The following is a 21,432-nucleotide window of genomic DNA, read 5'->3' as shown; positions in this document are numbered from 1 at the left end:
TATCGGGAGTATAGCCATCTATATTTGGAACAGTAACGGGAATGGTCGAACCAACCTCACCAGATGTCTTGGCGCTTTTATCTCCAAGACTAGTATGGATGATTACATCGCCAACAACTGTTTTGGGGTTGTAGGTAACAAAGCCAGCTCCGCCGGGATCGACAATGGCAATGCCATCGTCAGAAATAAATGCATCGACAGTATTTTTATCAGCAGTGTAACCATCTTCGGAGGGGACGGCTACAGAAACAGTAGAGCCAATACTGCCAAAGATATTTTTGACGGTTTTGTCCCCAAGACTAGTTTGGATGGTTACATCAGCTACTTTATAATTAACTGGTTCTTTTCTGAAAGTATCTACATCAGGATTTCCAGTTCCATTATATCTGGTCATTAAGTCAGCTGATGATAATGCGTCTTTTGGATTCTTGACATTGACCCAGACATAATCAGGCCCGATGTCCGAAAGACCGGTTCCTGCTATATTGTCACCATTTCCCAGTTTTATGCTGGTTAAATTGGACATATTTGCTAGCATATTTACTTTGCTTGTTACTTTGCTCATATTAAAATTAGAAATATCTAGAGAGGTTAAGCCACTTCCGTTAAACATATTAGACATGTATATTGCATTTGCTGTGTCAAAAAATTCAAGACCATTTATTTGAGCTAAATCTTTTGTTCCTGTAAACATTGAATTGAAGTTAAGGAATGTAGATGTATCCCAATTAGCTGAGGTAAAATCTAAAGTTTTTAGATGAGAATATCCAAATGTATTTAATAATGTGTTTTGTATAGGTGGTTTGCTTGAAGTAGGTAAGTTGTATGGATTAAGTTTCATTCCAGATAAATCGAAATCTGTTACATTTGGAAATGCCGAATATTTATTGAAGTTAGATTCTGATGTATTTCCAAATAAATTACTACTATTATGTACGTTTAGTGGAGTACCTTGAGAAGTGTCAATTTTGGTAATACTATTCGTGTCAATATTATCTGCAGTTAAGGTATTAGATATTTCGTTATTTGTACGAAATGCAAGTGTGTCAATTAATGTATCATCGCCAATACCCTTAATAAATAAAGTTGTACCAGAGACAGAATAGTTGAAATTTTTAAGTCTAGCGGTATTGGCTATTGTGTATTCTGGAGTAGATTGAGTACTAGTATTTGTTGATGCCTGAACCTCGGGTAAAGAAGTGTTCTTGCTCGAAACCAGATTAGTTGATGAATTTTGAAAATTGTAATTGTTAGTCTGTTTATCAGCAGTATTAGTCTGAGTGGCGGAACCTGTTTCAACCGGTGTATTGTTAGCGGTGTTTTCTGTAGTTAAATCATCGTTGGTGGACTTAGTTACAGTGGCACTTTGACTAGATAAGGCATTGTTAACAGGCTCATCAGCAATAACATTGTTTGGCGTGACCGAGGTAGTCGGCTGATCCGTTTGATTATTACTGGGTACTACAGTTTCAGTTGAGTCAGTAAGTGTATCGGCATTAACTGTAGTGGCATTGCAGTTCATGAGGATCATTGCACCGGCAAAAATTAAGGTTGATGAAACGATCCAATTTTTACCTTTTTTATATAATTTTTTGTGTAATATTACATTGGATTCCCTTTTTAATTGTTCAAAACGCATAAAATATTCCTCCTTAAATATAATTATTAATTCATAACTGCCCATCTAAATATCATTTTATACTTAATTCAATAATTAGACCATTATAATGAAATTCAAACTAATTATTTATAAAGTAGAATGTTTTTACTATACTAAATGACAATATGGCTAATGTTTAATAATTTACAAAATGAGTTAAGATAAATTTGATAATAGGTATTGAGATAGCTTGTTATCAAATATGATTTCGATGAAGGATAATACCTCCTGCATTACTCTTTATAGGAACACTTTAAAGGGAGCTAAATTAGTTATGAAAAAAATAACAAAAGGTTTAGTATTTGCTTCATTATTAGCATTAGGTACTGGAGCCTCAGCAGTTCCAACAATTACGTCACATGCCGCTGATACTTATTATGGTTTTACTAATATCGGATCGTCAGTTGTAGAAATTAGAGATACGGCGGCTCAATTGTATGATTCATATGGTGATCCCTTGGGTCAATATTTGCCAATGGGTTCCAAATGGAAAACGTCCTTAGAGAACACTTTGGGAGATGGTTCATATTATGGAGTAGCCACGGATGAATATGTAAAAGCTACTGATGTTAATCTTAGTGCTAGCAATGGGACTTCGAAGTATGGTCAAACTTCAGCTACCAATTATGATGGTGTATCAGTAACTAATGCTGATGGGGCTGCCGTTTATGATATTAATGGTGATCCGGTTGGGAAAACCTTACCAGTTGGTTCCGATTGGAAGATCGATTTACAAAATAATTTATCAAAAGGGACTTTTTATCGAGTAGCCACTGATGAATACCTCAGTGCTAATGATGTTCGTGTTTATCAAAATACAATTAGTTATCCAGAGAATAAGGATATTACCACAAGACCAGGTAGACCAGCAGGATTGTACGATCATAATGGTCAATATATTTCAGAACGTGCATTAGGACCTAATACAAGTTGGTATACTGATGAATTCTGTGATATTGGACATATTGGCTATTACCGTGTATCAACCGATGAGTTTGTCAGAGCGGTTGATGTTTATTAGAAATAATTCAAAAAGAGCCATTCTATGAAATCAATTTCATAGAATGGCTCTTTTTTTAATATTAAAAACTTATTTTTTAGATAATAAAATTTAATATATCAATCAAAAACGTTCATAATTGATTGACGTTTCAAAAAAAAACTATATATTTTGGTGGTAAATAACAACAGAAGAGGAAAATTATGAATTCATCCAGTCCCGTAACGCTACGTGTGGGAACTTATAACTTATTATCATCCAGAATAAACGATACCAATGAACAGCGCCGACTCTTGGAAAACAATAATGTTGAGATAGCTGGACTACAAGAAGTTAATTATGATAATTATCGTTTATCGAAGACAAAATATAATTCTTTGACTAATTTTGTCGGTGACCATTTCCAATATAGTTATTTTGGGAACACAATTAATTTTGCTGGGGGTCAATATGGTATAGCAACTATTTCAACTTTGCCATATAGATCAGAATCGGTTAAACATTTGTATAGCAACGATAGTGACAAGAATAATGATAAATTTATTGCTGCCTGTGAAAACTATCGTTTTGAAGATAAATCAACAATTAAAGATATGGAAGATTTGCGGTCTGAATATGGAATGAGTCTAGTGGAACCTAGAATCGTAACCAGGATATTGATTAATAAGGATGGTCAAGAAATTGCCTTCTATAATACTCATATCAGTTATGCATCGACTAAATTAAGAGTAATGCAATTCAAACAATTAGTTGAAATTTTGGAACAAGATGATGCTGAATATAAGGTTATTGTGGGTGATTTTAATGCTGATCGTAATACTACTGATTGGAAAATATTCGCCGATAAATTTAATTTAGCTAATGGTCAAGAGGGAGTCTGGCGAGATACTTACATTGTCGATGATGATCCAACGATGCGAGTTAATTCAATTGATAATATTATTACATCAAAGAATATTACGATAAGCAATGTTCAAACAGTTTATAGTACAGAATCAGATCATATTCCATTAATTGCCGATTTAACTTTAAATTAGGTCGTAATACAGAATGTACTGATGTTTGGTTAAACCATAAATTAACTGAGTTATTATTATGTTGCCGTCTTCCGCTCGGCAATATCGGGGGCTGGAACGCAGTGGACATCGTTTTGAACCAATTTAAAGTACAAAATTGTTTCAAAAGCGAGTCTTTCACTAACCTAGCAAAATACGCTAGGTAAGAGAAATCTCACTGCTGAGCCCCCGAATTGCTGTCGCTACAGACTAGATATTCATTTTTATTTTTACCAATATGAACTGTTTTTTAAATATATCGATAATAAAAGCCATACCAATTTAAATTTTGGTATGGCTTTTTAATATCATTTGAAATAAATTAGTGGTAATCAAGTCATTTTTAACTGAATAACAAATATTGAAACTCTAGTCGGTAGCACAAATTCTGATGGGCTCAATAGCAAAATTATTCTTAGGCAGCGCGTAGCGATGTCTTAGAATAAGGCCAAGTTTTGAGATGATGCCGAACTTGCATTAGCTCAAAATTGTGCCTGCTATGTTCCAGCCCAATCAGAATTTGTGCGGACGACGGCGGGATAGGAAAATTTCCGATTTAACCAAACGGTAGTAAAATTTTTATAATTAGTTGCATTGTGCACATAATTATAGTATCTTAAATACGTGCAATTAGCACATAAAATTTTAAAATTAAAAATCTTAAAAAAGAAGGTACTATTATATGAAAGCAGCTATTGTTACAGAAGCAGGCGTTATGCCTACTTATTCAACTTTTAAAGAACCAAAGGAAACAGAAGAAGAACTTAAGGTCAATGTTAAAGCTAGCGCATTGAGTAATTTAACTAAAATGAGAGCGCTAGGTAAACATTATTCATCAACTCAAACTTTCCCAATTGTCGCTGGTACTGATGGAGTCGGTACTTTGGGCGATGGAACTAGAGTTTACTTTGCCATGCCAACTGCACCATTTGGATCATTGGCGGAACAAACTTTAGTCAACAAACATCTAATCGTCCCAATTCCCGATGAATTAGACGATGTAACGGCCGCAGCGATTGCCAATCCAGGAATGTCATCCTGGGGAGCTTTAGTCGGTCGGGCTAAATTTCAAGCTGGACAAACAGTGTTAATCAATGGAGCAACTGGTAGTGCAGGTAGTTTAGCAGTTAAAATTGCTTATCATCTTGGGGCTAAGAAAGTTATCGTGGCTGGCCGAAATGCTGAGAAGTTAGCCAAATTGGGAGCCGACGTCGCAGTGTCTTTTGATATGACTGCAGAGAATGGCGCTCAGAATTTTGAAACAAAACTTGCTCCATATTTTCAAGAGGGTATCGATGTAGTATTAGATTATCTTTGGGGTGACAGTGCTTTAGCAATTATGCTAGCCGGCGCTGAAGCTGGTGGTGATCATACAACTAAATTTATAAGTATTGGTGCTGCCAGCGGTCAACCAGAAATCAGCCTTCCTTCAGCAGTTTTACGTTCATCTAAAATAGAAATTTTGGGTAGTGGTGTTAAGAGTGTTTCAATGAAGAATTTGTTGATAGCTATTAAAGGAGTTTTTGATTGGGCCGCCGCTGATAAAATCACTATTCCTACGACAACCTATGATTTGAAAAACATTGCTGAAGCCTGGAAAGCACCGTTGACACCACGTGCAGTCATTAAGGTGAACTAATTAATGGAAAATGAACTCATCAAATCGTTAGTTAGTATCGTTTCGTTCTTTAATCGGACTGATCGAGATCAAGCCTTTGTTAAATCTGCTGGGGTTGATCTAGAAGCAACTTCATTTCAACTATTTGTAACGATTGGTCGAATGCAACCAACTAATGTTAGTGATCTTGCAAATGTCTTAGGTAAAAGTCACTCCAGTGTCAGTCGACAAATTGATAAATTGGAAAAGAAACAACTAGTCACGACCCAAGATGCTTCAAATGATGCTCGAATTCGAGAAATTAAGTTATCCGTGGATGGCGAAAGAATCACTAAAATTATTAATCAAACGCGATTAGCTAATATTCAAACAGTTTTGGCCGATTGGTCAGATTCTGAGAAAGAAACTTTGGTTACCAGTTTGAACCATTTAGCTGAAACTTTAAATAATATGAAATAACTAATTTTAAAAACCCTCAAACAATTGATGTTTGAGGGTTTTTGACTAATTTCTTAGTATTGAAGAAATTGTTAAACTTAATATCAATGAATTGGATGAGGATTTGGTGCAACCAGAGGATGGTTTTTCTCTGCAATATGCCTTTTCAATGCAATCATAATTTTTATCACTACAGGTAGCTGTGAATTGCTAACTATTATGTTGCAACTGGTAAATTATACTCGCCAACGGTCATTAAAAATTGAGATGGAAAATCTAGGTTATCGTAATGTTTATGAAATTTTACATCGTCAAGGTATTGGAATTATGCCAATTTCTTTTACCATTGCAGCAGTAGCTTTATGGTTGATTGTTATTTTTGAATCAAATCGTAATAAAATCATTGATGTTTGAAAAACCATCAATTAAAAATTTCATTACCAAACGTTTTTTAGTATTCTATTGATGACTTTAGGGATTGGATTAATCCAATTTAGTTAAAAGATTGCTACAATAAAAGTATGTTTTTAGAATGCTTTGAGGAGGAATCGATCATAGATAAAAAAGACTTGCGTAAACAACAAATAAAACAACTCAACAAGAATAAAGCTCAAACTAAAAAAGAAAGTTTACAGTTACTCGAACAGTTACAGCAAACACCTGAATGGCAAAACGCTACAACTATTGCCACAACTGTCAGTAATTTAATTGAAGTTGATACCGATATTATTATTCAGACAGCATTGACTGAGGGGAAAAAAGTTTATCTACCTAAAACAATGCCACATCGTCAAATGGCTTTTCTACCATATATTGACCGTGACAGTTTAATTGTCAGTGATTATGGCATTCCTGAACCAGTTTATGATGAAAAATCAGTTGAACAGAGTCCTGACTTGGTTATTGTACCGGGATTGGCGTTTGCCATTGATAGCAATTATCGAGTGGGTTTCGGTGGCGGTTATTATGATCGGTTTTTGGCGCAGTACGAGGGTAAAACCGTAGCATTGGTTCCTTCAGCTATGAAATTTGAGACTGCTGATTGGGAAATTAAAGATCATGATATTAAAATTGATAGATTATTATATATTTAAATTTGCAGTATAAATGTAAAACACAACACAATTTTTCCGCTTAACAAAGAAACACCCCGTCAATTCAAAGTACAAATTGATGGGGTGTTTTTGTTATTGTTTGAAAGCTAACTTTATTTTGTTTCACTCTTTAAAGTCTATTGAAAAATGCGAACTCCAAATGATGGTTCAAAGCTTGAAGAAATTTTGTCGATTTTTACATTAGTACCAGGACGTAAGGCATTAAGATATTCATTGTTACCAAGATACAAGGCAACATGATAACTGGCACCTTCAGGTCCCCAGAATACCAAATCTCCACGTTGAAGATTATTCATAGAAACTTTTGTTCCAGCAGTTTCTTGAGGGACAGTCCATGAACCGATATTTTGGCCAGTCGCTTGACGGAAGACATATTGCATCAAACCAGAACAATCGTAACTGTCAGGACCTTTAGCATTCCAAACATAAGGTTTACCAAGTTGTTGTTTGGCAGTAGAAATTACGTCGTCGATTGCTTGAGCTTTAGTTTTACCATTCAATGCAACTGTAGGGCGTTGAGCATTAATAGTTGAGGTAGCGGAAGAAGGTAACCAACCACCTTCACTCATTTCATACCAGATAGTGTTGCCAGTTTGAACAGTTGAATCAACTTGAACGATTGAACCTTCAGCCATTGTTTTGTTTCCAGCTGAATTATAATTGCTGTCAGAATAGATGGCAGTCTTTTTAGTTACCTTGAGTGCGGCATAGTTGGGGTCCCAAATTTTTGCAGCGGCTTCATCAAAACTACCATTGGTAATCTTAGTAAAGTAACCAGAAATCCATTGAGAAGTACCAATTTGATACCAAGCATCACCATTAGCATCAATTACTTTTTGAGAAAAACGCCATTTGGAACCATTAGCTAATTTTTGACCAGTAACAGTTTTGTTAGCACCATAACCATTCCAAATATCGGTACCAGCGTCAGGAGCATAACTGATTTCAGCAGTTCCGGTATTACTGATAGTAGTTGCAGTAGAGGCATCATCACTATTGATCCAAGAATTAGTAGCGACTTGATACCAGGTCTTACCAGCATTTTCGTCAGTGTAAGAATATTGCCATTTGCTATTGGCGTCTAATTTACTATCAGAGGCAGTATAAGTACCATTTTCATAATGATAAATTAAGGCACCGTTGGCTCCAGTATTGATTACTCCAGAGGCAGCGTGACCATGTTGAAAACTAACATCTTCTGCTTTAACAAATTCATGGGTAGAAACTCGATAGGCTTCACCAACATCAGGAAGTTGTGAATTAGTATCAGTAATCCATGGCGTATTGGGAGCTAAAGCACGATCAGCAGCCATTTTACCATTTTCGTCATATAAACGGGCCATTTTGTTGGTTGTAACAATTCCTTTAATAGCAGCGGCATTGACTTGAGTTGCGTTGAAAGCTAAACCACTGGCCAGACCAGCACTAATTAGAAAAGTGGTTAGTAATTTTTTATTCATATTATTTATCCCCTTAATCATAATTAAATATACTAATTTTTTTGAATGACTGCAATGTAAATAAAATAAGACAAAACGGAATCCTGTCGAATAGATGACGAAAGTGATATGATTACCAATTGTAATTAATTCAAAACACAAAAAAAGCAATTATCAAATTGATAATTGCTTAAGCGATATGGTACTGATGGGCGGCTGGGGGATCGAACCCCAGACCCACGGATTAAGAGTCCGTTGCTCTGCCAGCTGAGCTAGCCGCCCATATTTCTTTGGTTAACAACGTTACCGCCTCAACCAACGAGATATATCATACCATAAGCTACAAATTTATGACAAGCTTTTTTTTAAATAAATTCAAAAAATTTAAGTTAGAATTATGTCAGTTTTGTTTTAATAGGTAATAACTTGTATAATAATTACGTCAAGGAGATATATATATGGCTAAAAAAATTCTAGTAGTAGATGATGAAAAACCAATTTCCGATATTGTTAAATATAATTTGGAAAATGAAGGCTACGAAGTCATAACTGCTTTTGATGGACAAGAGGCTTTGGACAAGGTAGAAGAGGATGATCCAGATTTGATTCTACTTGACCTAATGCTTCCAGTTATTGACGGTCTTGAAGTAGCAAGAACTATCAGAAAAACTAAAGATACTCCAATTATTATGTTGACGGCTAAAGATACCGAAATTGATAAGGTTATTGGCCTAGAACTTGGGGCAGATGATTATGTCACGAAGCCATTTTCTAATCGTGAACTTGTTGCGCGTGTTAAGGCTCGTTTAAGAACCCAAACTAACGCTCGCAGTGAGGACGCTAAGACTAGTGAGATTAAGGTTGGTGATTTAACCATTCTCCCTGATGCTTATACCGTAACTAAGAATGGTAAAGAAATTGAATTAACTCATCGTGAATTCGAATTGTTGCACTATTTGGCACAACATATTGGACAAGTGATGAAACGTGAACATTTACTCCAAACTGTTTGGGGTTATGATTATTTCGGTGATGTTAGAACTGTTGACGTTACTGTCAGACGTTTACGTGAAAAAATTGAAAACAACCCCAGTCAACCAGAATGGTTAATGACTCGTCGTGGTGTTGGATATTATCTAAGAGATCCCGATTCTGAATAGAAAAATAAAATAAGAATACATCAAAAAACTGATTTGCAATTGAAAGCAAGTCAGTTTTTTTGTTATCTGTATAGCTGTATAATATAACTAAGTCTGTATTAATTAGGTGGGAGTACTTTGAAAAATAGATTCGTATTTTTACATTCGATTAACTTCAAAATCGGATTGTCTTTTATTCTAATCCTTATCGTCACAATTGAAATTATTGGGGCATATTTTGTGCGGCAATTGGAAGATCAAAATGTTGCTAATTTTGAAACTTCAGTTCAAGTGCCAGCGTATACGATCAATCAAATTTCAGAAAACTTGACGGATAATGATCAACACACAAGGGATAATATAAATAATGCAATTCAAGATTATACACGAGTCAGCTCTGATATTACTGATGTGCAAGTAATCGATCGAAGTGGAATTATTGTTGGTACCAAGGATTCTGAAGGTAGTAACATTGTTGGAACCCAAACTTTGAAAGATAACATTAAACAGAGTATTAAAAATGATAAGAAAATCACACAAATTTATTATGAAAAAGATAATGGAAGTTCCTATGAATCAATCGTACCGGTAACGTCGCTTGATAATAGTACCGTTGTAGGGGCTATCTATGTTCGTGCCAGTATGGAATCCGTTTATACTGGTATCAACAGTATTATTTTGATTTTCCTTACTGCATCATTAGTAGCTGGATTATTGGGAGCAGTGATTGCAATCTTTATTGCTCGAGCAATTACCCGACCAATTGATGAAATGAAGCAACAAGCGGTCCGAATGGCTGAGGGAGACTATTCTGGTCAGGTTCGGGTTTATTCACCAGATGAATTGGGTCAGTTAGCCATGGCAGTTAATGATCTGTCGGTCAAAGTTGAAGAGGCTACCGAAAACTCGGAGTCTGAACGACGAAGGCTGGATAGTGTTTTGACTCAAATGTCGGATGGCGTTATAGCGGTCAATCGTTTGGGTAATATCACTGTCATCAACGAAATGGCCCAAGAATTTTTGAACAAAGATGAAGACGAAGCAATTGGACAGCCATTAGTTGAGATTCTTGGTGTCGATGATCGTATCAAGTTTGATGACTTGTTGGAAAATCCTGACCCAATGGTGATTGAAACAAACGATACTGAAGATTTTGATGAGAACGATGATAATTCATTGATTCTAAATGCTGATTTTTCATTGATTCAAAGAAACAGTGGATTTATCAGTGGTTTAGTATGTGTTTTGCACGATGTTACGGAACAACAAAAAATTGATAGTGAACGTCGACAATTTGTTTCCAATGTTTCGCATGAATTGAGAACACCATTGACTAGTATCAGTAGTTATATTGATGCTTTAAACAATGGTGCTTGGAAAGATCAAAAACTTGCTCCACAATTCCTAGGCGTTACAGCTGAAGAGACTGATCGAATGATTCGAATGATCAAAGATCTATTGAGTTTGTCACGAATGGATCAAGGCCGTTCGAAATTGGACAAAGAATTGGTTAATTTCAACGAGTTCTTCTCTTATATTTTAGATAGATTTGATATGATGCTGAAAAAAGAAAAAGCTGATGCCAAAGAGGACGACACAAAAGTTGTCAAAAATTATCGGATCAAACGAATTTTCACCAGTAAAGATCTATGGGTTGAAATTGATACCGATAAAATGACTCAAGTAATTGATAATATTATGAATAATGCCATTAAATATTCACCCGATGGTGGGGTCATTACTTGTCGCTTGCTGGAAACTAACAAACATATTATTATTAGTATTTCCGATGAGGGTCTAGGTATCCCTAGAAAAGATATCAAAAAAGTCTTTGAACGTTTTTACCGTGTTGATAAAGCACGTTCTAGAAAACAAGGTGGAACTGGACTAGGATTATCTATCTCTAAGGAAATCATTGAACAACATAAAGGTAGAATCTGGGTAAATAGTGCTGAAGGTAAGGGATCAACATTCTATATTTCCTTACCATTTGACCCGAACGAAACAGGAGGAGAATGGGATGAAGTTTAGTCGATTGATCGTCCAACTACTATTAGTTGTGGCTGTAATAACCAGTATTGTCCTGTCTTTCTTCATTTGGACCAATACGGCCCGTTACCAACGTGGTAGGAATATCGATGTTACTTCTGCCGAATCTAATAAAAATGAAATACCAATGAATCAAGTTATTAGTCCTACACAGGTTATGTGGCATGATGAAACGGATCAACACTTGATTTATAACAGTAATACGAATATTTCTTTAAGTATTCAAAAAGTCATGCAAGATTGGAAAATTGATGAACCTAAGTTAGTATCTAAAAAAGATGGTGCATATTATCAAAAGGTCATTCAGAGTAAAAATATGATTCAAATGGTCTATCCAACCGCTATAACGACGAATACTTTAGGATCCTTATTGAATAACAACAGTCTCAAAAATGATAAAGGTTCTCAATTTAACCGTATTCTAATTAATTTGAAGAATAAAAAGGACCAGAATATTTATCTGGCCGATGATAGTAACTATTCAGTTTATAAAGCTAAAGTTAGAAATGCTTCGGCTGTTCCAATTGCGAAATTAGTTAAGAAAGCTAATATTAATTTGAAAGTTCGTCTGAATATCATGAAACATGGTGTTTTTACCTTCTATGTTGATCCTATCAAGATGAAGTCTTATTCATATGTTATTAGTGGTAAAAAAGATGGTGAATATACCACAGCTCTATTTGATTCCAATACGAGTGGTTTAGTAACGTCAGAAGATAACAATATTTATACTTACAATTATGGCGAATCTAAGCGTTTGGTATCTGATCACAACACTGAAGAATTAACCTTTGAAGATTATACTGATACCTCTGTTCCTAAGACCCAATTGGCCTTTATGCAACGTGGATATCAAAAAGTTGTCAATCTACAAAATTCTGTTTCCAACTTACGTTTATATAACGCTGATTGGAAAAATAAAGATTTGATTTTCAGAGAATATGTTGAAGGTTTCCCAATTTTTAAGAAGAGTCAATTTGGATCAATTAGAATCAAGTTCAGTCGAAAGGGTAGTAGCGAGCACTTTTTAAATAAGGTGTTGGAAGTTCCCGTACCATCAAATCAGGCTCCTACTAAGTTAAAATCAACTAATGAGATCTTTAAAGGATTACAACGGGCTGGTTATTCACCAAATGACGTTCAGGCAGTTGAAGTTGGCTATCAATGGGAAAGTGAAACCGAAAATGAAAAAGTTGTTGATTTGAAACCAACTTATTACATTAAAATCGGAAATCATTGGAAACCATATGATGAATGGTCAAATGAATCTGCAGAGGAGGACTAAATGGATTTTAGAAGAATCGAAGTCATATTCTTAATAGTATTTTTCTCACTAGATATCTTTTTATTCTTGTCCTTTCGCAACAGTCAGCAGTTGGTTAGTAGCTCAAGTACCAATACCTCTACCACCACTGAAATGAGAAAACGTAATATTAGTTTTGGCAGTTTGGATACGAAGAATGGCTCAGCTTATTATTTAGGATCACAGCCTAGCGATTCATTAGTACAAAACGTCAATAAGTTACGAAATCAAGAAGTTCAATATGATAATGTTAATCATAAGATTTCAAGTAGTTTAAATAATACAATTGATATTACTCCCGCTGATAAAAAGGATGTTATGGATAAATTTATCAAGAAGGAATCAAATGTTTTATATGGTAAGGAATATAAATATTCGCCACAATTATCAACCGGCTCACAAATGGTTTATGTTGCTACAGGTAAGCTAGGTGAGATCTATGATAAGACGGCACAGCTGATTTTTACAGTAACTGATGATAAAGTAGTTGCTTATACACAGACTTATGTAAAATCGATGATTATTCTGCATGAATCACAAGTTATCAAGAGTGAAAAAGAAGTTATTACTAATCTTTATGCCAATTCTGAAATACCAAATAACTCGAAAATATCGTATGCTAATTTAGCTTATACGAAACTTTTGGAGGCGAAGGATAGTACAATTTATATTCCTGTTTGGTTCGTAACAATTAAGAATAAAGATAGTAAAGTTAGCACCACTAAGAAGGTCAACGCCTTCACAGGAAACATTATAAAGAGTTCGACAAATGGAGATAGTAGTTACAATGCCCAACAATAAAGACGATAGTTTAAAAGTTAGTATTTTAGCCAGCAGTAGTTCAGGGAATGTTACTTACATCGAGACACCTAAACATCATGTTTTAGTGGATGCGGGTTTGTCTGGAATCAAGATCAAGAAAGCAATGGAAAGTATTGGTAAAGATATCAATACTGTCGATTCGCTCTTTGTGACACATGAACATACTGATCATATCAAAGCAGTTGGTATCCTGGCACGCCGTTATGGTCTGAACGTTTACGCGAATGAAAAGACCTGGGAAGCTATGCTGCCTAAAATTGGGAAAGTTTCTGATGATCAAATCAATGTCTTTGCTCATAATAAAGTTATGTCCTTAGATGATTTGGATATTGAAAGCTTTGCGGTTTCACATGATGCAGTCGATCCACAATTCTACAAGTTTTATCACAATGGTAAAGAATTTGTTATCTTGACCGATACAGGTTATGTTTCAGATCGAATTCAAAAGACGATTGAGAATGCTGATGGTTATTTGATGGAATGTAATCATGATGTGGAAATGCTACGTGAAGGGATTTATCCTTGGCCATTGAAACAACGAATCTTGAGTGAAAGAGGTCATCTTTCAAATGAAGATGGTGCTAATACTTTGATGGATGTGATTGGTAATAATACTAAACAGATTTTCTTAGGGCATCTAAGTCATGAGAACAACACCAAAAAAGTTGCTCGAACTGAAGTGACTCAAGTGTTGGAAGATCATGATTTTGCAGTTGGATCGGATTTTCAGATTAATGACACTGATCCAGCAATTGCTGATCCATTGATTACTTTGTAGTGTTAATAAATAAATCATAAGTCGTTCATAATTTTTTCACAGTTTAACGTTATATTAAAGATAGCTTATATGTGGGGAGTGAATATTAGATGAATAATGATAAAAATGACAAACCTGAATCAAGAGTAGAAGAAAAAAAGCGAGGTTCAAAAATGAATTCCGGAAATAACTCTTTGCTTAAGACGGGGATTGTAGCCTTTATCTCCGCTGCCTTAGGTGTGGTAATTGCTTTTGTAGGCTTCACCTATTTTGGCAATAACGCTTCTGATACAGCTTCAACTAGCAATGGTTCAGCTGGTACGACTCAAGTAAGTAACACCAAAGTTAATACATCGAGTTCGATGTCTGGTGCTTACAAAAAAGTTAATGGTGCGGTAGTTTCCGTAATCAATTTGCAGAAGCAAAAGGAACAAAGTTCGAGTGATGGTAATATCTCTTCGATATTTGGTGATTTGTTTGGTGACAGTGGGTCATCAGATAATTCTAAGTCACAAGATCAGGCCGATGAAAGTGGCGACAGCAGTAATTCAGATGCCAACGCTAATTCAAGTTCATCATCAAAAAATAGTAATTTACAGGAATATAGTGAAGGATCTGGTGTTATTTATGCCAAACAAAATGGAAAAGGTTATATTGTAACCAATAACCATGTTGTGTCTGGATCTGATTCGTTGGAAATCATTCTAGAAGATGGAACTAAGATTGCCGCTAAGTTAGTCGGTACTGATACAGCAACAGATTTAGCCGTTTTGGAGATTCCTGGGAACAAGGTTCCAGCTACAGCTTCATTTGGAAATTCTGACAACGTAACTCCAGGGGATCCAGTAATTGCTATTGGTTCACCACTTGGAAGTGAATACGCTACAACCGTTACCCAAGGTATCATTTCAGCTACAAATAGAACCGTAACGACTCAAGATCAAAATACCGGTCAGGCGACTGGTCAAGCAACTGTTTTACAAACAGATGCGGCTATCAACCCTGGTAATTCCGGTGGTCCATTAGTTAACGGTGCCGGTCAAATTGTTGGTATCAATTCAATGAAATTGGCTTCAAGTACCGATGGTTCTTCTGTTGAAGGAATGGGCTTTGCAATTCCAAGTAATGAAGTTGTGAAGATAATCAATCAATTGGTAGAAAACGGTAAAGTTGAAAGACCATCATTAGGAGTTAAGGTCTTAGATCTTGATCAAATCACTGATGATTCTCAATCAAGCTTGAAATTACCAACTAGTGTAACTAAAGGTGTGGTAGTTTACAGTACTAGTGCTGGATCAGTTGCTAAGGCTGCGGGCATGAAGAAGTACGACGTTATCGTTAAGTTAGGTAGCAAGACCGTAACTTCAGTTGCTGACTTACACACAGCATTATATTCACATTCAGTTGGTGATACTGTGAATGTTCAATATTACCGTAATGGTAAGTTGAATACTGCTAAGGTTCATTTAACTAAGCAAACAACAGAATAATTAAATTTAAGCGTGAAACCAACTAATAGGGGTTTCACGCTTTTTTTTGAACATTTTATTGATGATTAAAGATTTATTTCGTTTTTTAGGGAGATTAATAATATTGTCTTTTCCACAGCTGTGCAAAACTTGTGTATAAGTCTTTAGAATTTAAGAAAATCAAGATTAAAAAGTTATCCACAGAATGGCGCGAAATTGTTAATAAAATGAAACTTAAAAGTTAGATTATTATTTTCATTACTGATATGTATACAATAAGTAATGTTTCACACGAATAGACAAACTTTTATTATGTTGTGTAAAAATAAAATATCATGATAATTCGGATTTAAAAAATAATTTGGCAATTACCGGATAGTTTCGTATGATAAATATTAAGGAGATTTTTATTATGAATATAAAGATGGTTACGGTCGGGAAGCTCAAAGAGAAGTACTTCAAAGCTGGTATTGCTGAGTATGCCAAGCGTTTAGGAGCCTTTTGTAAGTTTCAAATAGTTGAATGCCAAGATGAAAAGGCGCCTGAGAGTTTGAGTGATGCCCAAGACATTAAGGTCAAGCAAGTTGAAGGGGAACGAATATTAAGCAAAATTAAAGATAAGGAATATGTAATTTTACTAGATTTGCGTGGAAAAGAACTGACCTCTGAGGAAATGGCTAAAAAAATTGACGACTTATCCACATATGGAACATCTGATATTACTTTTGTTATCGGGGGATCATTAGGTGTTAGTCCGGAAGTTACTAAAAGAGCCGATTATAGTATTTGTTTTGGAAAATTCACTTTGCCTCATCAATTGATGAGATTAGTTTTGACTGAACAGATTTATCGTTCCTTTATGATTATTAATCATCGAACATATCACAAATAAAATACGAAAAAGGCAGTCCAAATTTGGACTGCTTTTTATGTAGGTTGATTTTGTACTATAACAAAATACATTTATTTTAATAATCAAGTTGATGCGACGAATACTGACGCTCCATCTTGATATCCTATTTAAGGATTGAATATATGGAGGATGATTTTATGCGTAAATTACGTTATGCACTATTAGTTTTAGTGGGGGTATTATTTGTTTCATTTTTGACCGGTTGTCATAAAGAAATTAAAGGACAATTTATTGGTGAGGGATCAAATAATTACATTGTTATTAAGGTCGACAATAACAAAGGAGAAGCTCAAAAAATTCCTAACTCAACATTGAGGGCGATGGCAAATGGTTCTGATACAGAGAATGTTTCTGTAGATAAAGGTAAGATTACAATTGGTAGCGACACTTATGGCTATAAAATTCAGAATAAAAATGTTGTACTTGATAACGGCGTGACTCTTTATGCTGAAAAGTCTGATGAAGCGAAACGAATTCAGAATAAAATGAGCAGTGCAGTTAACAACGGTGGTTTATAATCAGTATTTTATTTCATCTAAACTAGGATATAACATAGCCAACTCTCGAGCATTAAGGCAAAAATAGACCGTAGTAATCGTTCTTTGATTACTACGGTCTATTATTTTAAGCGGAAAAAATTATGTTATGTCCCAAATTTTTTGAATTAAATTCCATTTTTTTATCATGCCGACTTATTACGACATTTTTTGTCGGTTCCTTTTGCTAATATTGTTCTGGATTGTAAGAACAAAGGGGAAAATATGGGGAAATTACGTAATATTGTATTAGTTTTGATGGGGATGCTTTTTATTTTTACCTTGACAGCTTGCGGAAATAAACTTGCTGGAAAGTACGTTGGTGATAACGGCACGTGGTATTCGGTCCTAGAAATTAAAGGGAACAAAGGTAAGGGAACTTCAGATAGTGATTCACAAGTTAATGACAAAAGCGCGCTGAATATTGAAATTAAGAGCGACAAAATAATGACGATCAATCGACAAGAAGTTAAATATAAACTAGATAAAACTGGTAATATTTTGACAGATGATGGCGATATGATTTTTTACAAAGCTAATTCTAGTGAGGGCAAAGATTTGATAAAAAAACATACAATTAATTCGAGAAAATTAAAAGAACAAACTGATTTTTTCTAATTTTCTAAGTATCGTTGATAACCCTCAAAGAGTGTATCTCTGATATCGTCGGCGATATATTGTGGGGAGAGTACCCGTAAAATTGTGGTTTCGCCCAATAGCCATAATTTTATACCATCTGAATATTTAACTTCAATTTCTAAAATGTAAACTGAAAAGGGAAAACGATTGGGTTTATTGATTTTCTTAATGATTTTACAAGTCGGAAACTCATCTTTGATGTATTCGATATAGCCGTAATATTCAAAGCGGATTCTAGTCAAAGCCTTTTTACCGATATAACCGTAAGCTTCGTAACGGGTTTCTTTACCGTGATCGTGATGTTTACTGTAATCAACAGGAAGTTTAACGTGGATTTTTTTGATATCTGTCATCCAATCGATTCTGAAGGTTTTATTTTCGCCAGAATCTTTGAGCATACCCACAACAAAAAAGTAGTGATTATCAAAGAAGGTATGAACTGGCAGCATTTCAACCATTTCGGTAGTGGGATTTTCTAGTGCTTCATGGTCAGTATATTGGAAACTGATTTTTTCGTGTTTGAAAATGTAGTGTTCCAATTTACCGAGAACCTCAATACGATTACTGTGATTACTAATGAAATTATCAGTTATTAATTCACTCATAATAGAAGAACTCACAATATCTCGCTGATCAAGATCAAGCATTTTTAACATTTGGTTAGTTAGACCAGGGAGTTCAGTTTTATTCAAAGAACGACTGGCAACCAGAATTTTTATTAAAATTAAGACTTGGTCAGTTTGTAGTAGATAACGTTGATTGATGGAATAGTTGTGACCAATTTTTTTTAATTCAAAATATTTGTTTAATGATGGGTCACTATCAAAAGCTATTTTAATTTCTTGAATAGCTCGTTGAACTTGACGAACGTTAAGATTTAATTTCTGAGCGATGTCTTTAGTGGGAGCACTTTTGCATTCTAAAAGTTTTAAGAAAACCTTCATTGTTGTATTCATTGATTACTTACCTCAGACATAGATTAGCATATTAATACGTCAAATAATGTCGCTATAAAAAAAGAAGCCATTTGGCTTCTTTTTTTATAAATAATCATAAATTTGATCAAATACTAAATCAGATTTGCTATGAATAGTTAGTTGAGCACGTTGATCAAAATGATTTCTTTTAGGATTGATATTAATAACGTTAATGTCGTTGGGGATATTGTCATAATAACCATTTGAACCAATTGTAATAACAAGGTCAGCTTGTTTCATCCATTGATTAGCTCTTAGATAAGCATTTTCGTCAATTCCGATGTGACGATAAACGGGATCAGGAATTAATAGGCCGCCACAAATGGGACAAGTAGGAACAGCACTTTTTAACGTTTCGATAGGAAAAATTCGACCACATTTCAAATAATGATTGCGATTGAGGTTACTCCAGATATCGGCGACATTTTTACTACCAGCTAGTTCATGAAGAAAATCAATGTTGGTAGTCACGATACCCTTGATTAAATCGTCTTCCTCAAGTTTAGCCAGAAAACGATGACTGTCGGTCGGTCCATTTTCAAAAACCGGATCAATAAATAGTTTGTGGAATTCAGCGTAATATTGTTGTGGGTCATTTTTTAAGGCTGTTTCTGAAGAAATATCGATTGAAGATGATAAGTGTTCTAAGTCAGGGATGTCAGCTGAAGTAGAGATACCGGCTCCCGTAATAACATAGGCATTATTAGCTCTTTTTAACATTGTGGAAAATTGTTCGATTGAATTTTTTGTATGTATTTGGAACATCACAGTACCTCCAAATTAAAGACTAATTAGAATACCGTTGACTAATTTTCTTAACGATAGGATTCAAAAAAGTTAAATCAAATTTTGGTAAAAGTGTGGGTACTAATACTTGTTGAGCTTTCATTGTGGCATAATTAGTCAACGCTTTTTTAAGAGTTAAATTATTTACAAATAGGAATTGAGGATCAAGCAATTTCGGAATCATAACCTTATCTTGTAGGATCCACAACTGAATATCTTGTTGATTGAAGAACTGGTTCTTTTGACCGTTTATATAAAAATGTTTTGCCTCAGAATCATGTTTGATAATTGAATTTTGCAGGCGGTTAAATTCGGCAGGAAATTCAATCTTTAGGTCATTGAGAAATAGAGGATTGAGCTCACCGTTAAAAACAATTGCTTGTTCGAGTAATTTTTGAAATCCAATAACACATTCAGTTTCGGTTGTTTTAGATTGAGGAACTTTGAATTGATCGATGTAATTGATATATTCATCAACTACCGCTTCAATAATGGTTTCGCGAGATGAAAAATAACGATAGACAGTTGACCGACTGGCGGGCATGATTTTGATAAAATCGTCCATCTTCAAATTCGAAAAACCACTTTGATTGATTTTAGTAATTACGGGATGTAACAATAATTCCCTTTTAGTAGTCATAATAACCTCCGAGCGAACTTTTACTCGATGGAGGGAAGTATAGTACCTTTGTAATATAAATGCAACAATTGAAACAAATATCGTTCTTTTTGTTTCATAAAGAAGAATGAAATATTTATTTGAAGCTCTGTTTACATTTCAAGTGTAGTTGAAAAAGCAATAACTGCATTACCAACAATTTGAATTTTAACTGGTTGACCATTATCTAAATGAACTCGAACCAGCATTGTCCCTGTCCGATTGATTTTCTCACCCTGAATGACATTAAATTCTAGGATATTTCCTTGGGTTTCGATTAAACCATATTTAACCAAATAGGCACCTAAGGGACCGTTGGCATTACCAGTGACAGGATCTTCGTTGATACCATTAGCTGGTGAAAACATGCGTCCATGAATCAAATCCTTTTGACTGGGGTTCATTGTAAAAACAAAGTAGCCGTTACAATTTATTTCAGGAGTAATAGCCTTTAAGGCCTCTAAATCAGGCTCAAGGTTATTAAGTGTTTCTTGGTTATCAAGTGCAATCATAACTTTAGGAGCGCCAGTAGAGGCGATTGCCATAGGATAATTAGAGTTTCGTTGTTGTGCAGTGATACCTAAAGCACTGAGAATCTTATTCTGAATATTATCAGAAAGTGGTTGATCGACACGGATTTTACCCTGAGTCATCGTAATTTGATAAGTATCGGCTTTTTTTAAAATATCGATTGGTAAATTACCAGCTCCAGTTTGTTGGATAATTGTCTGTGAATCCAGATTGTTTTCGATAGCGCGAGCAAAATTGGCACCGATCGTAGCATGACCACAGATAGGTACTTCCATTGTTGGTGTAAAAAATCTAATGCGAATATCTGCGTCTGAAGTTGTTGGTCGAACGATGAAGGCAGTCTCAGAGTTGTTTAATTCGCGGGCAATTTGTTGCATTTGAATTGCAGTTAAACCATCAGCGTTAGTGATCACTCCAGCAGGATTGCCAGCCAATTTAGTCTGAGTAAAGGCATCAACTTGATAAATACGATATTTTTTCATAAAAATTTTTACCTCCAAAGATATATCTGGTTATTTATCTAATCAT

21 protein-coding genes and 1 tRNA gene are annotated in these 21,432 nt (G+C 34.9%); 15 read left to right on the top strand and 7 right to left on the bottom strand.

Annotated elements, in window-relative coordinates; translation table 11 throughout:
• Window positions 1–1,639 (bottom strand): BspA family leucine-rich repeat surface protein (locus IV57_RS10740; protein ID WP_162261222.1); only part of this gene is annotated, 1,639 nt, incomplete at its 3' end.
• A 295-nt stretch (window positions 1,640–1,934) separates the two neighbouring features.
• On the opposite strand from IV57_RS10740, the gene IV57_RS10735 reads away from it, so the two are divergent.
• The 6 genes from IV57_RS10735 (at window position 1,935) to IV57_RS10710 (ending at window position 6,865) form a co-directional block, all read left to right on the top strand.
• Window positions 1,935–2,681 carry an SLAP domain-containing protein gene (locus IV57_RS10735; RefSeq protein ID WP_057881523.1) on the top strand — a complete coding sequence of 249 codons (747 nt, stop codon included), beginning with the start codon at window positions 1,935–1,937 and terminating at the stop codon, window positions 2,679–2,681.
• 182 nt (window positions 2,682–2,863) lie between these two features.
• On the top strand, window positions 2,864–3,697 hold the full coding sequence (locus IV57_RS10730; protein ID WP_057881522.1) for an endonuclease/exonuclease/phosphatase family protein: 834 nt from the start codon (window positions 2,864–2,866) through the stop codon (window positions 3,695–3,697).
• Between the two features lie 700 nt (window positions 3,698–4,397).
• Window positions 4,398–5,354, top strand: coding sequence for a quinone oxidoreductase family protein (locus IV57_RS10725; RefSeq protein WP_057881521.1), 957 nt, complete (start codon window positions 4,398–4,400; stop codon window positions 5,352–5,354).
• Between the two features lie 3 nt (window positions 5,355–5,357).
• Window positions 5,358–5,792: a MarR family winged helix-turn-helix transcriptional regulator gene (locus IV57_RS10720; protein ID WP_057881520.1), complete on the top strand. Its 435-nt coding sequence runs from the start codon at window positions 5,358–5,360 to the stop codon at window positions 5,790–5,792.
• Window positions 5,793–5,978: 186 nt separating this feature from the next.
• Window positions 5,979–6,185: a hypothetical protein gene (locus IV57_RS10715; protein ID WP_057881519.1), complete on the top strand. Its 207-nt coding sequence runs from the start codon at window positions 5,979–5,981 to the stop codon at window positions 6,183–6,185.
• A gap of 155 nt (window positions 6,186–6,340) precedes the next feature.
• A complete protein-coding gene (locus IV57_RS10710; protein WP_083488964.1) occupies window positions 6,341–6,865 on the top strand; it encodes a 5-formyltetrahydrofolate cyclo-ligase in 525 nt (174 codons plus the stop codon).
• Between the two features lie 137 nt (window positions 6,866–7,002).
• On the opposite strand, the gene IV57_RS10705 is transcribed toward IV57_RS10710, so the two are convergent.
• Window positions 7,003–8,346, bottom strand: coding sequence for a C40 family peptidase (locus tag IV57_RS10705; protein WP_057881517.1), 1,344 nt, complete (start codon window positions 8,344–8,346; stop codon window positions 7,003–7,005).
• A 188-nt stretch (window positions 8,347–8,534) separates the two neighbouring features.
• Window positions 8,535–8,607: transfer RNA gene (locus IV57_RS10700), tRNA-Lys, on the bottom strand.
• A 176-nt stretch (window positions 8,608–8,783) separates the two neighbouring features.
• Here IV57_RS10700 and yycF point away from each other — a divergent pair.
• From yycF to IV57_RS10655, 9 genes are all read left to right on the top strand, one after another.
• Window positions 8,784–9,485: a response regulator YycF gene (gene yycF, locus IV57_RS10695; protein ID WP_057881516.1), complete on the top strand. Its 702-nt coding sequence runs from the start codon at window positions 8,784–8,786 to the stop codon at window positions 9,483–9,485.
• Between the two features lie 117 nt (window positions 9,486–9,602).
• A complete protein-coding gene (walK, locus tag IV57_RS10690; RefSeq protein WP_057881515.1) occupies window positions 9,603–11,495 on the top strand; it encodes a cell wall metabolism sensor histidine kinase WalK in 1,893 nt (630 codons plus the stop codon).
• A complete protein-coding gene (locus IV57_RS10685) occupies window positions 11,485–12,798 on the top strand; it encodes a YycH family regulatory protein (protein ID WP_057881514.1) in 1,314 nt (437 codons plus the stop codon). The genes walK and IV57_RS10685 overlap by 11 nt, the downstream gene beginning before the upstream one ends.
• On the top strand, window positions 12,799–13,617 hold the full coding sequence (locus tag IV57_RS10680) for a two-component system regulatory protein YycI (RefSeq protein WP_057881513.1): 819 nt from the start codon (window positions 12,799–12,801) through the stop codon (window positions 13,615–13,617).
• Complete coding sequence (locus tag IV57_RS10675; RefSeq protein ID WP_236704359.1) at window positions 13,586–14,416, top strand: MBL fold metallo-hydrolase; 831 nt, start codon at window positions 13,586–13,588, stop codon at window positions 14,414–14,416. Before IV57_RS10680 ends, IV57_RS10675 begins: the two co-directional genes overlap by 32 nt.
• A gap of 89 nt (window positions 14,417–14,505) precedes the next feature.
• Window positions 14,506–15,885: a S1C family serine protease gene (locus IV57_RS10670; RefSeq protein ID WP_057881511.1), complete on the top strand. Its 1,380-nt coding sequence runs from the start codon at window positions 14,506–14,508 to the stop codon at window positions 15,883–15,885.
• A gap of 391 nt (window positions 15,886–16,276) precedes the next feature.
• Window positions 16,277–16,756 carry a 23S rRNA (pseudouridine(1915)-N(3))-methyltransferase RlmH gene (gene rlmH / locus IV57_RS10665; RefSeq protein WP_057881510.1) on the top strand — a complete coding sequence of 160 codons (480 nt, stop codon included), beginning with the start codon at window positions 16,277–16,279 and terminating at the stop codon, window positions 16,754–16,756.
• 158 nt (window positions 16,757–16,914) lie between these two features.
• The gene (locus IV57_RS10660; protein WP_057881509.1) at window positions 16,915–17,295 is read left to right on the top strand and encodes a hypothetical protein; all 381 of its coding nucleotides are present in this window, start codon (window positions 16,915–16,917) and stop codon (window positions 17,293–17,295) included.
• A 243-nt stretch (window positions 17,296–17,538) separates the two neighbouring features.
• A complete protein-coding gene (locus IV57_RS10655; RefSeq protein ID WP_057881508.1) occupies window positions 17,539–17,931 on the top strand; it encodes a hypothetical protein in 393 nt (130 codons plus the stop codon).
• On the opposite strand, the gene IV57_RS10650 is transcribed toward IV57_RS10655, so the two are convergent.
• The 4 genes from IV57_RS10650 to IV57_RS10635 all read right to left on the bottom strand — a co-directional run bounded on the left by IV57_RS10650 (window position 17,928) and on the right by IV57_RS10635 (window position 21,386).
• Complete coding sequence (locus tag IV57_RS10650; RefSeq protein WP_057881507.1) at window positions 17,928–18,908, bottom strand: helix-turn-helix transcriptional regulator; 981 nt, start codon at window positions 18,906–18,908, stop codon at window positions 17,928–17,930. The two genes, IV57_RS10655 and IV57_RS10650, sit on opposite strands and share 4 nt — an antisense overlap.
• Before the next feature lie 84 nt (window positions 18,909–18,992).
• Window positions 18,993–19,694 (bottom strand): SIR2 family NAD-dependent protein deacylase, encoded by a 702-nt coding sequence (locus tag IV57_RS10645; protein WP_057881506.1) that lies wholly within the window; start codon window positions 19,692–19,694, stop codon window positions 18,993–18,995.
• Window positions 19,695–19,716: 22 nt separating this feature from the next.
• Complete coding sequence (locus tag IV57_RS10640) at window positions 19,717–20,355, bottom strand: TetR/AcrR family transcriptional regulator (protein WP_057881505.1); 639 nt, start codon at window positions 20,353–20,355, stop codon at window positions 19,717–19,719.
• Between the two features lie 131 nt (window positions 20,356–20,486).
• Entirely contained in the window at window positions 20,487–21,386 is a 900-nt protein-coding gene (locus IV57_RS10635) for a PhzF family isomerase (RefSeq protein ID WP_057881504.1), read from the bottom strand.
• Window positions 21,387–21,432 lie beyond the last annotated feature (46 nt).

The organism is Companilactobacillus kimchiensis (genome assembly GCF_001438805.1).
In the GTDB taxonomy this organism is placed as follows: domain Bacteria; phylum Bacillota; class Bacilli; order Lactobacillales; family Lactobacillaceae; genus Companilactobacillus; species Companilactobacillus kimchiensis.
Note: the sequence above shows the minus strand (reverse complement) of the source record. Positions and strands in the feature narration are given on the sequence as shown.

Excerpts from the sequence above, each read along its gene's own strand:
- IV57_RS10640 (WP_057881505.1), bottom strand. The coding sequence starts at position 20,355 with ATGACTACTAAAAGGGAATTATTGTTACATCCCGTAATTACTAAAATC.
- IV57_RS10725 (WP_057881521.1), top strand. The coding sequence starts at position 4,398 with ATGAAAGCAGCTATTGTTACAGAAGCAGGCGTTATGCCTACTTATTCA.
- yycF (WP_057881516.1), top strand. The coding sequence starts at position 8,784 with ATGGCTAAAAAAATTCTAGTAGTAGATGATGAAAAACCAATTTCCGAT.
- IV57_RS10705 (WP_057881517.1), bottom strand. The coding sequence starts at position 8,346 with ATGAATAAAAAATTACTAACCACTTTTCTAATTAGTGCTGGTCTGGCC.
- IV57_RS10675 (WP_236704359.1), top strand. The coding sequence starts at position 13,586 with ATGGAGATAGTAGTTACAATGCCCAACAATAAAGACGATAGTTTAAAA.
- IV57_RS10720 (WP_057881520.1), top strand. The coding sequence starts at position 5,358 with ATGGAAAATGAACTCATCAAATCGTTAGTTAGTATCGTTTCGTTCTTT.
- IV57_RS10685 (WP_057881514.1), top strand. The coding sequence starts at position 11,485 with ATGAAGTTTAGTCGATTGATCGTCCAACTACTATTAGTTGTGGCTGTA.
- IV57_RS10680 (WP_057881513.1), top strand. The coding sequence starts at position 12,799 with ATGGATTTTAGAAGAATCGAAGTCATATTCTTAATAGTATTTTTCTCA.
- IV57_RS10660 (WP_057881509.1), top strand. The coding sequence starts at position 16,915 with ATGCGTAAATTACGTTATGCACTATTAGTTTTAGTGGGGGTATTATTT.
- IV57_RS10655 (WP_057881508.1), top strand. The coding sequence starts at position 17,539 with ATGGGGAAATTACGTAATATTGTATTAGTTTTGATGGGGATGCTTTTT.
- IV57_RS10650 (WP_057881507.1), bottom strand. The coding sequence starts at position 18,908 with ATGAATACAACAATGAAGGTTTTCTTAAAACTTTTAGAATGCAAAAGT.
- IV57_RS10735 (WP_057881523.1), top strand. The coding sequence starts at position 1,935 with ATGAAAAAAATAACAAAAGGTTTAGTATTTGCTTCATTATTAGCATTA.
- rlmH (WP_057881510.1), top strand. The coding sequence starts at position 16,277 with ATGAATATAAAGATGGTTACGGTCGGGAAGCTCAAAGAGAAGTACTTC.
- IV57_RS10645 (WP_057881506.1), bottom strand. The coding sequence starts at position 19,694 with ATGTTCCAAATACATACAAAAAATTCAATCGAACAATTTTCCACAATG.
- IV57_RS10670 (WP_057881511.1), top strand. The coding sequence starts at position 14,506 with ATGAATAATGATAAAAATGACAAACCTGAATCAAGAGTAGAAGAAAAA.
- IV57_RS10635 (WP_057881504.1), bottom strand. The coding sequence starts at position 21,386 with ATGAAAAAATATCGTATTTATCAAGTTGATGCCTTTACTCAGACTAAA.
- IV57_RS10730 (WP_057881522.1), top strand. The coding sequence starts at position 2,864 with ATGAATTCATCCAGTCCCGTAACGCTACGTGTGGGAACTTATAACTTA.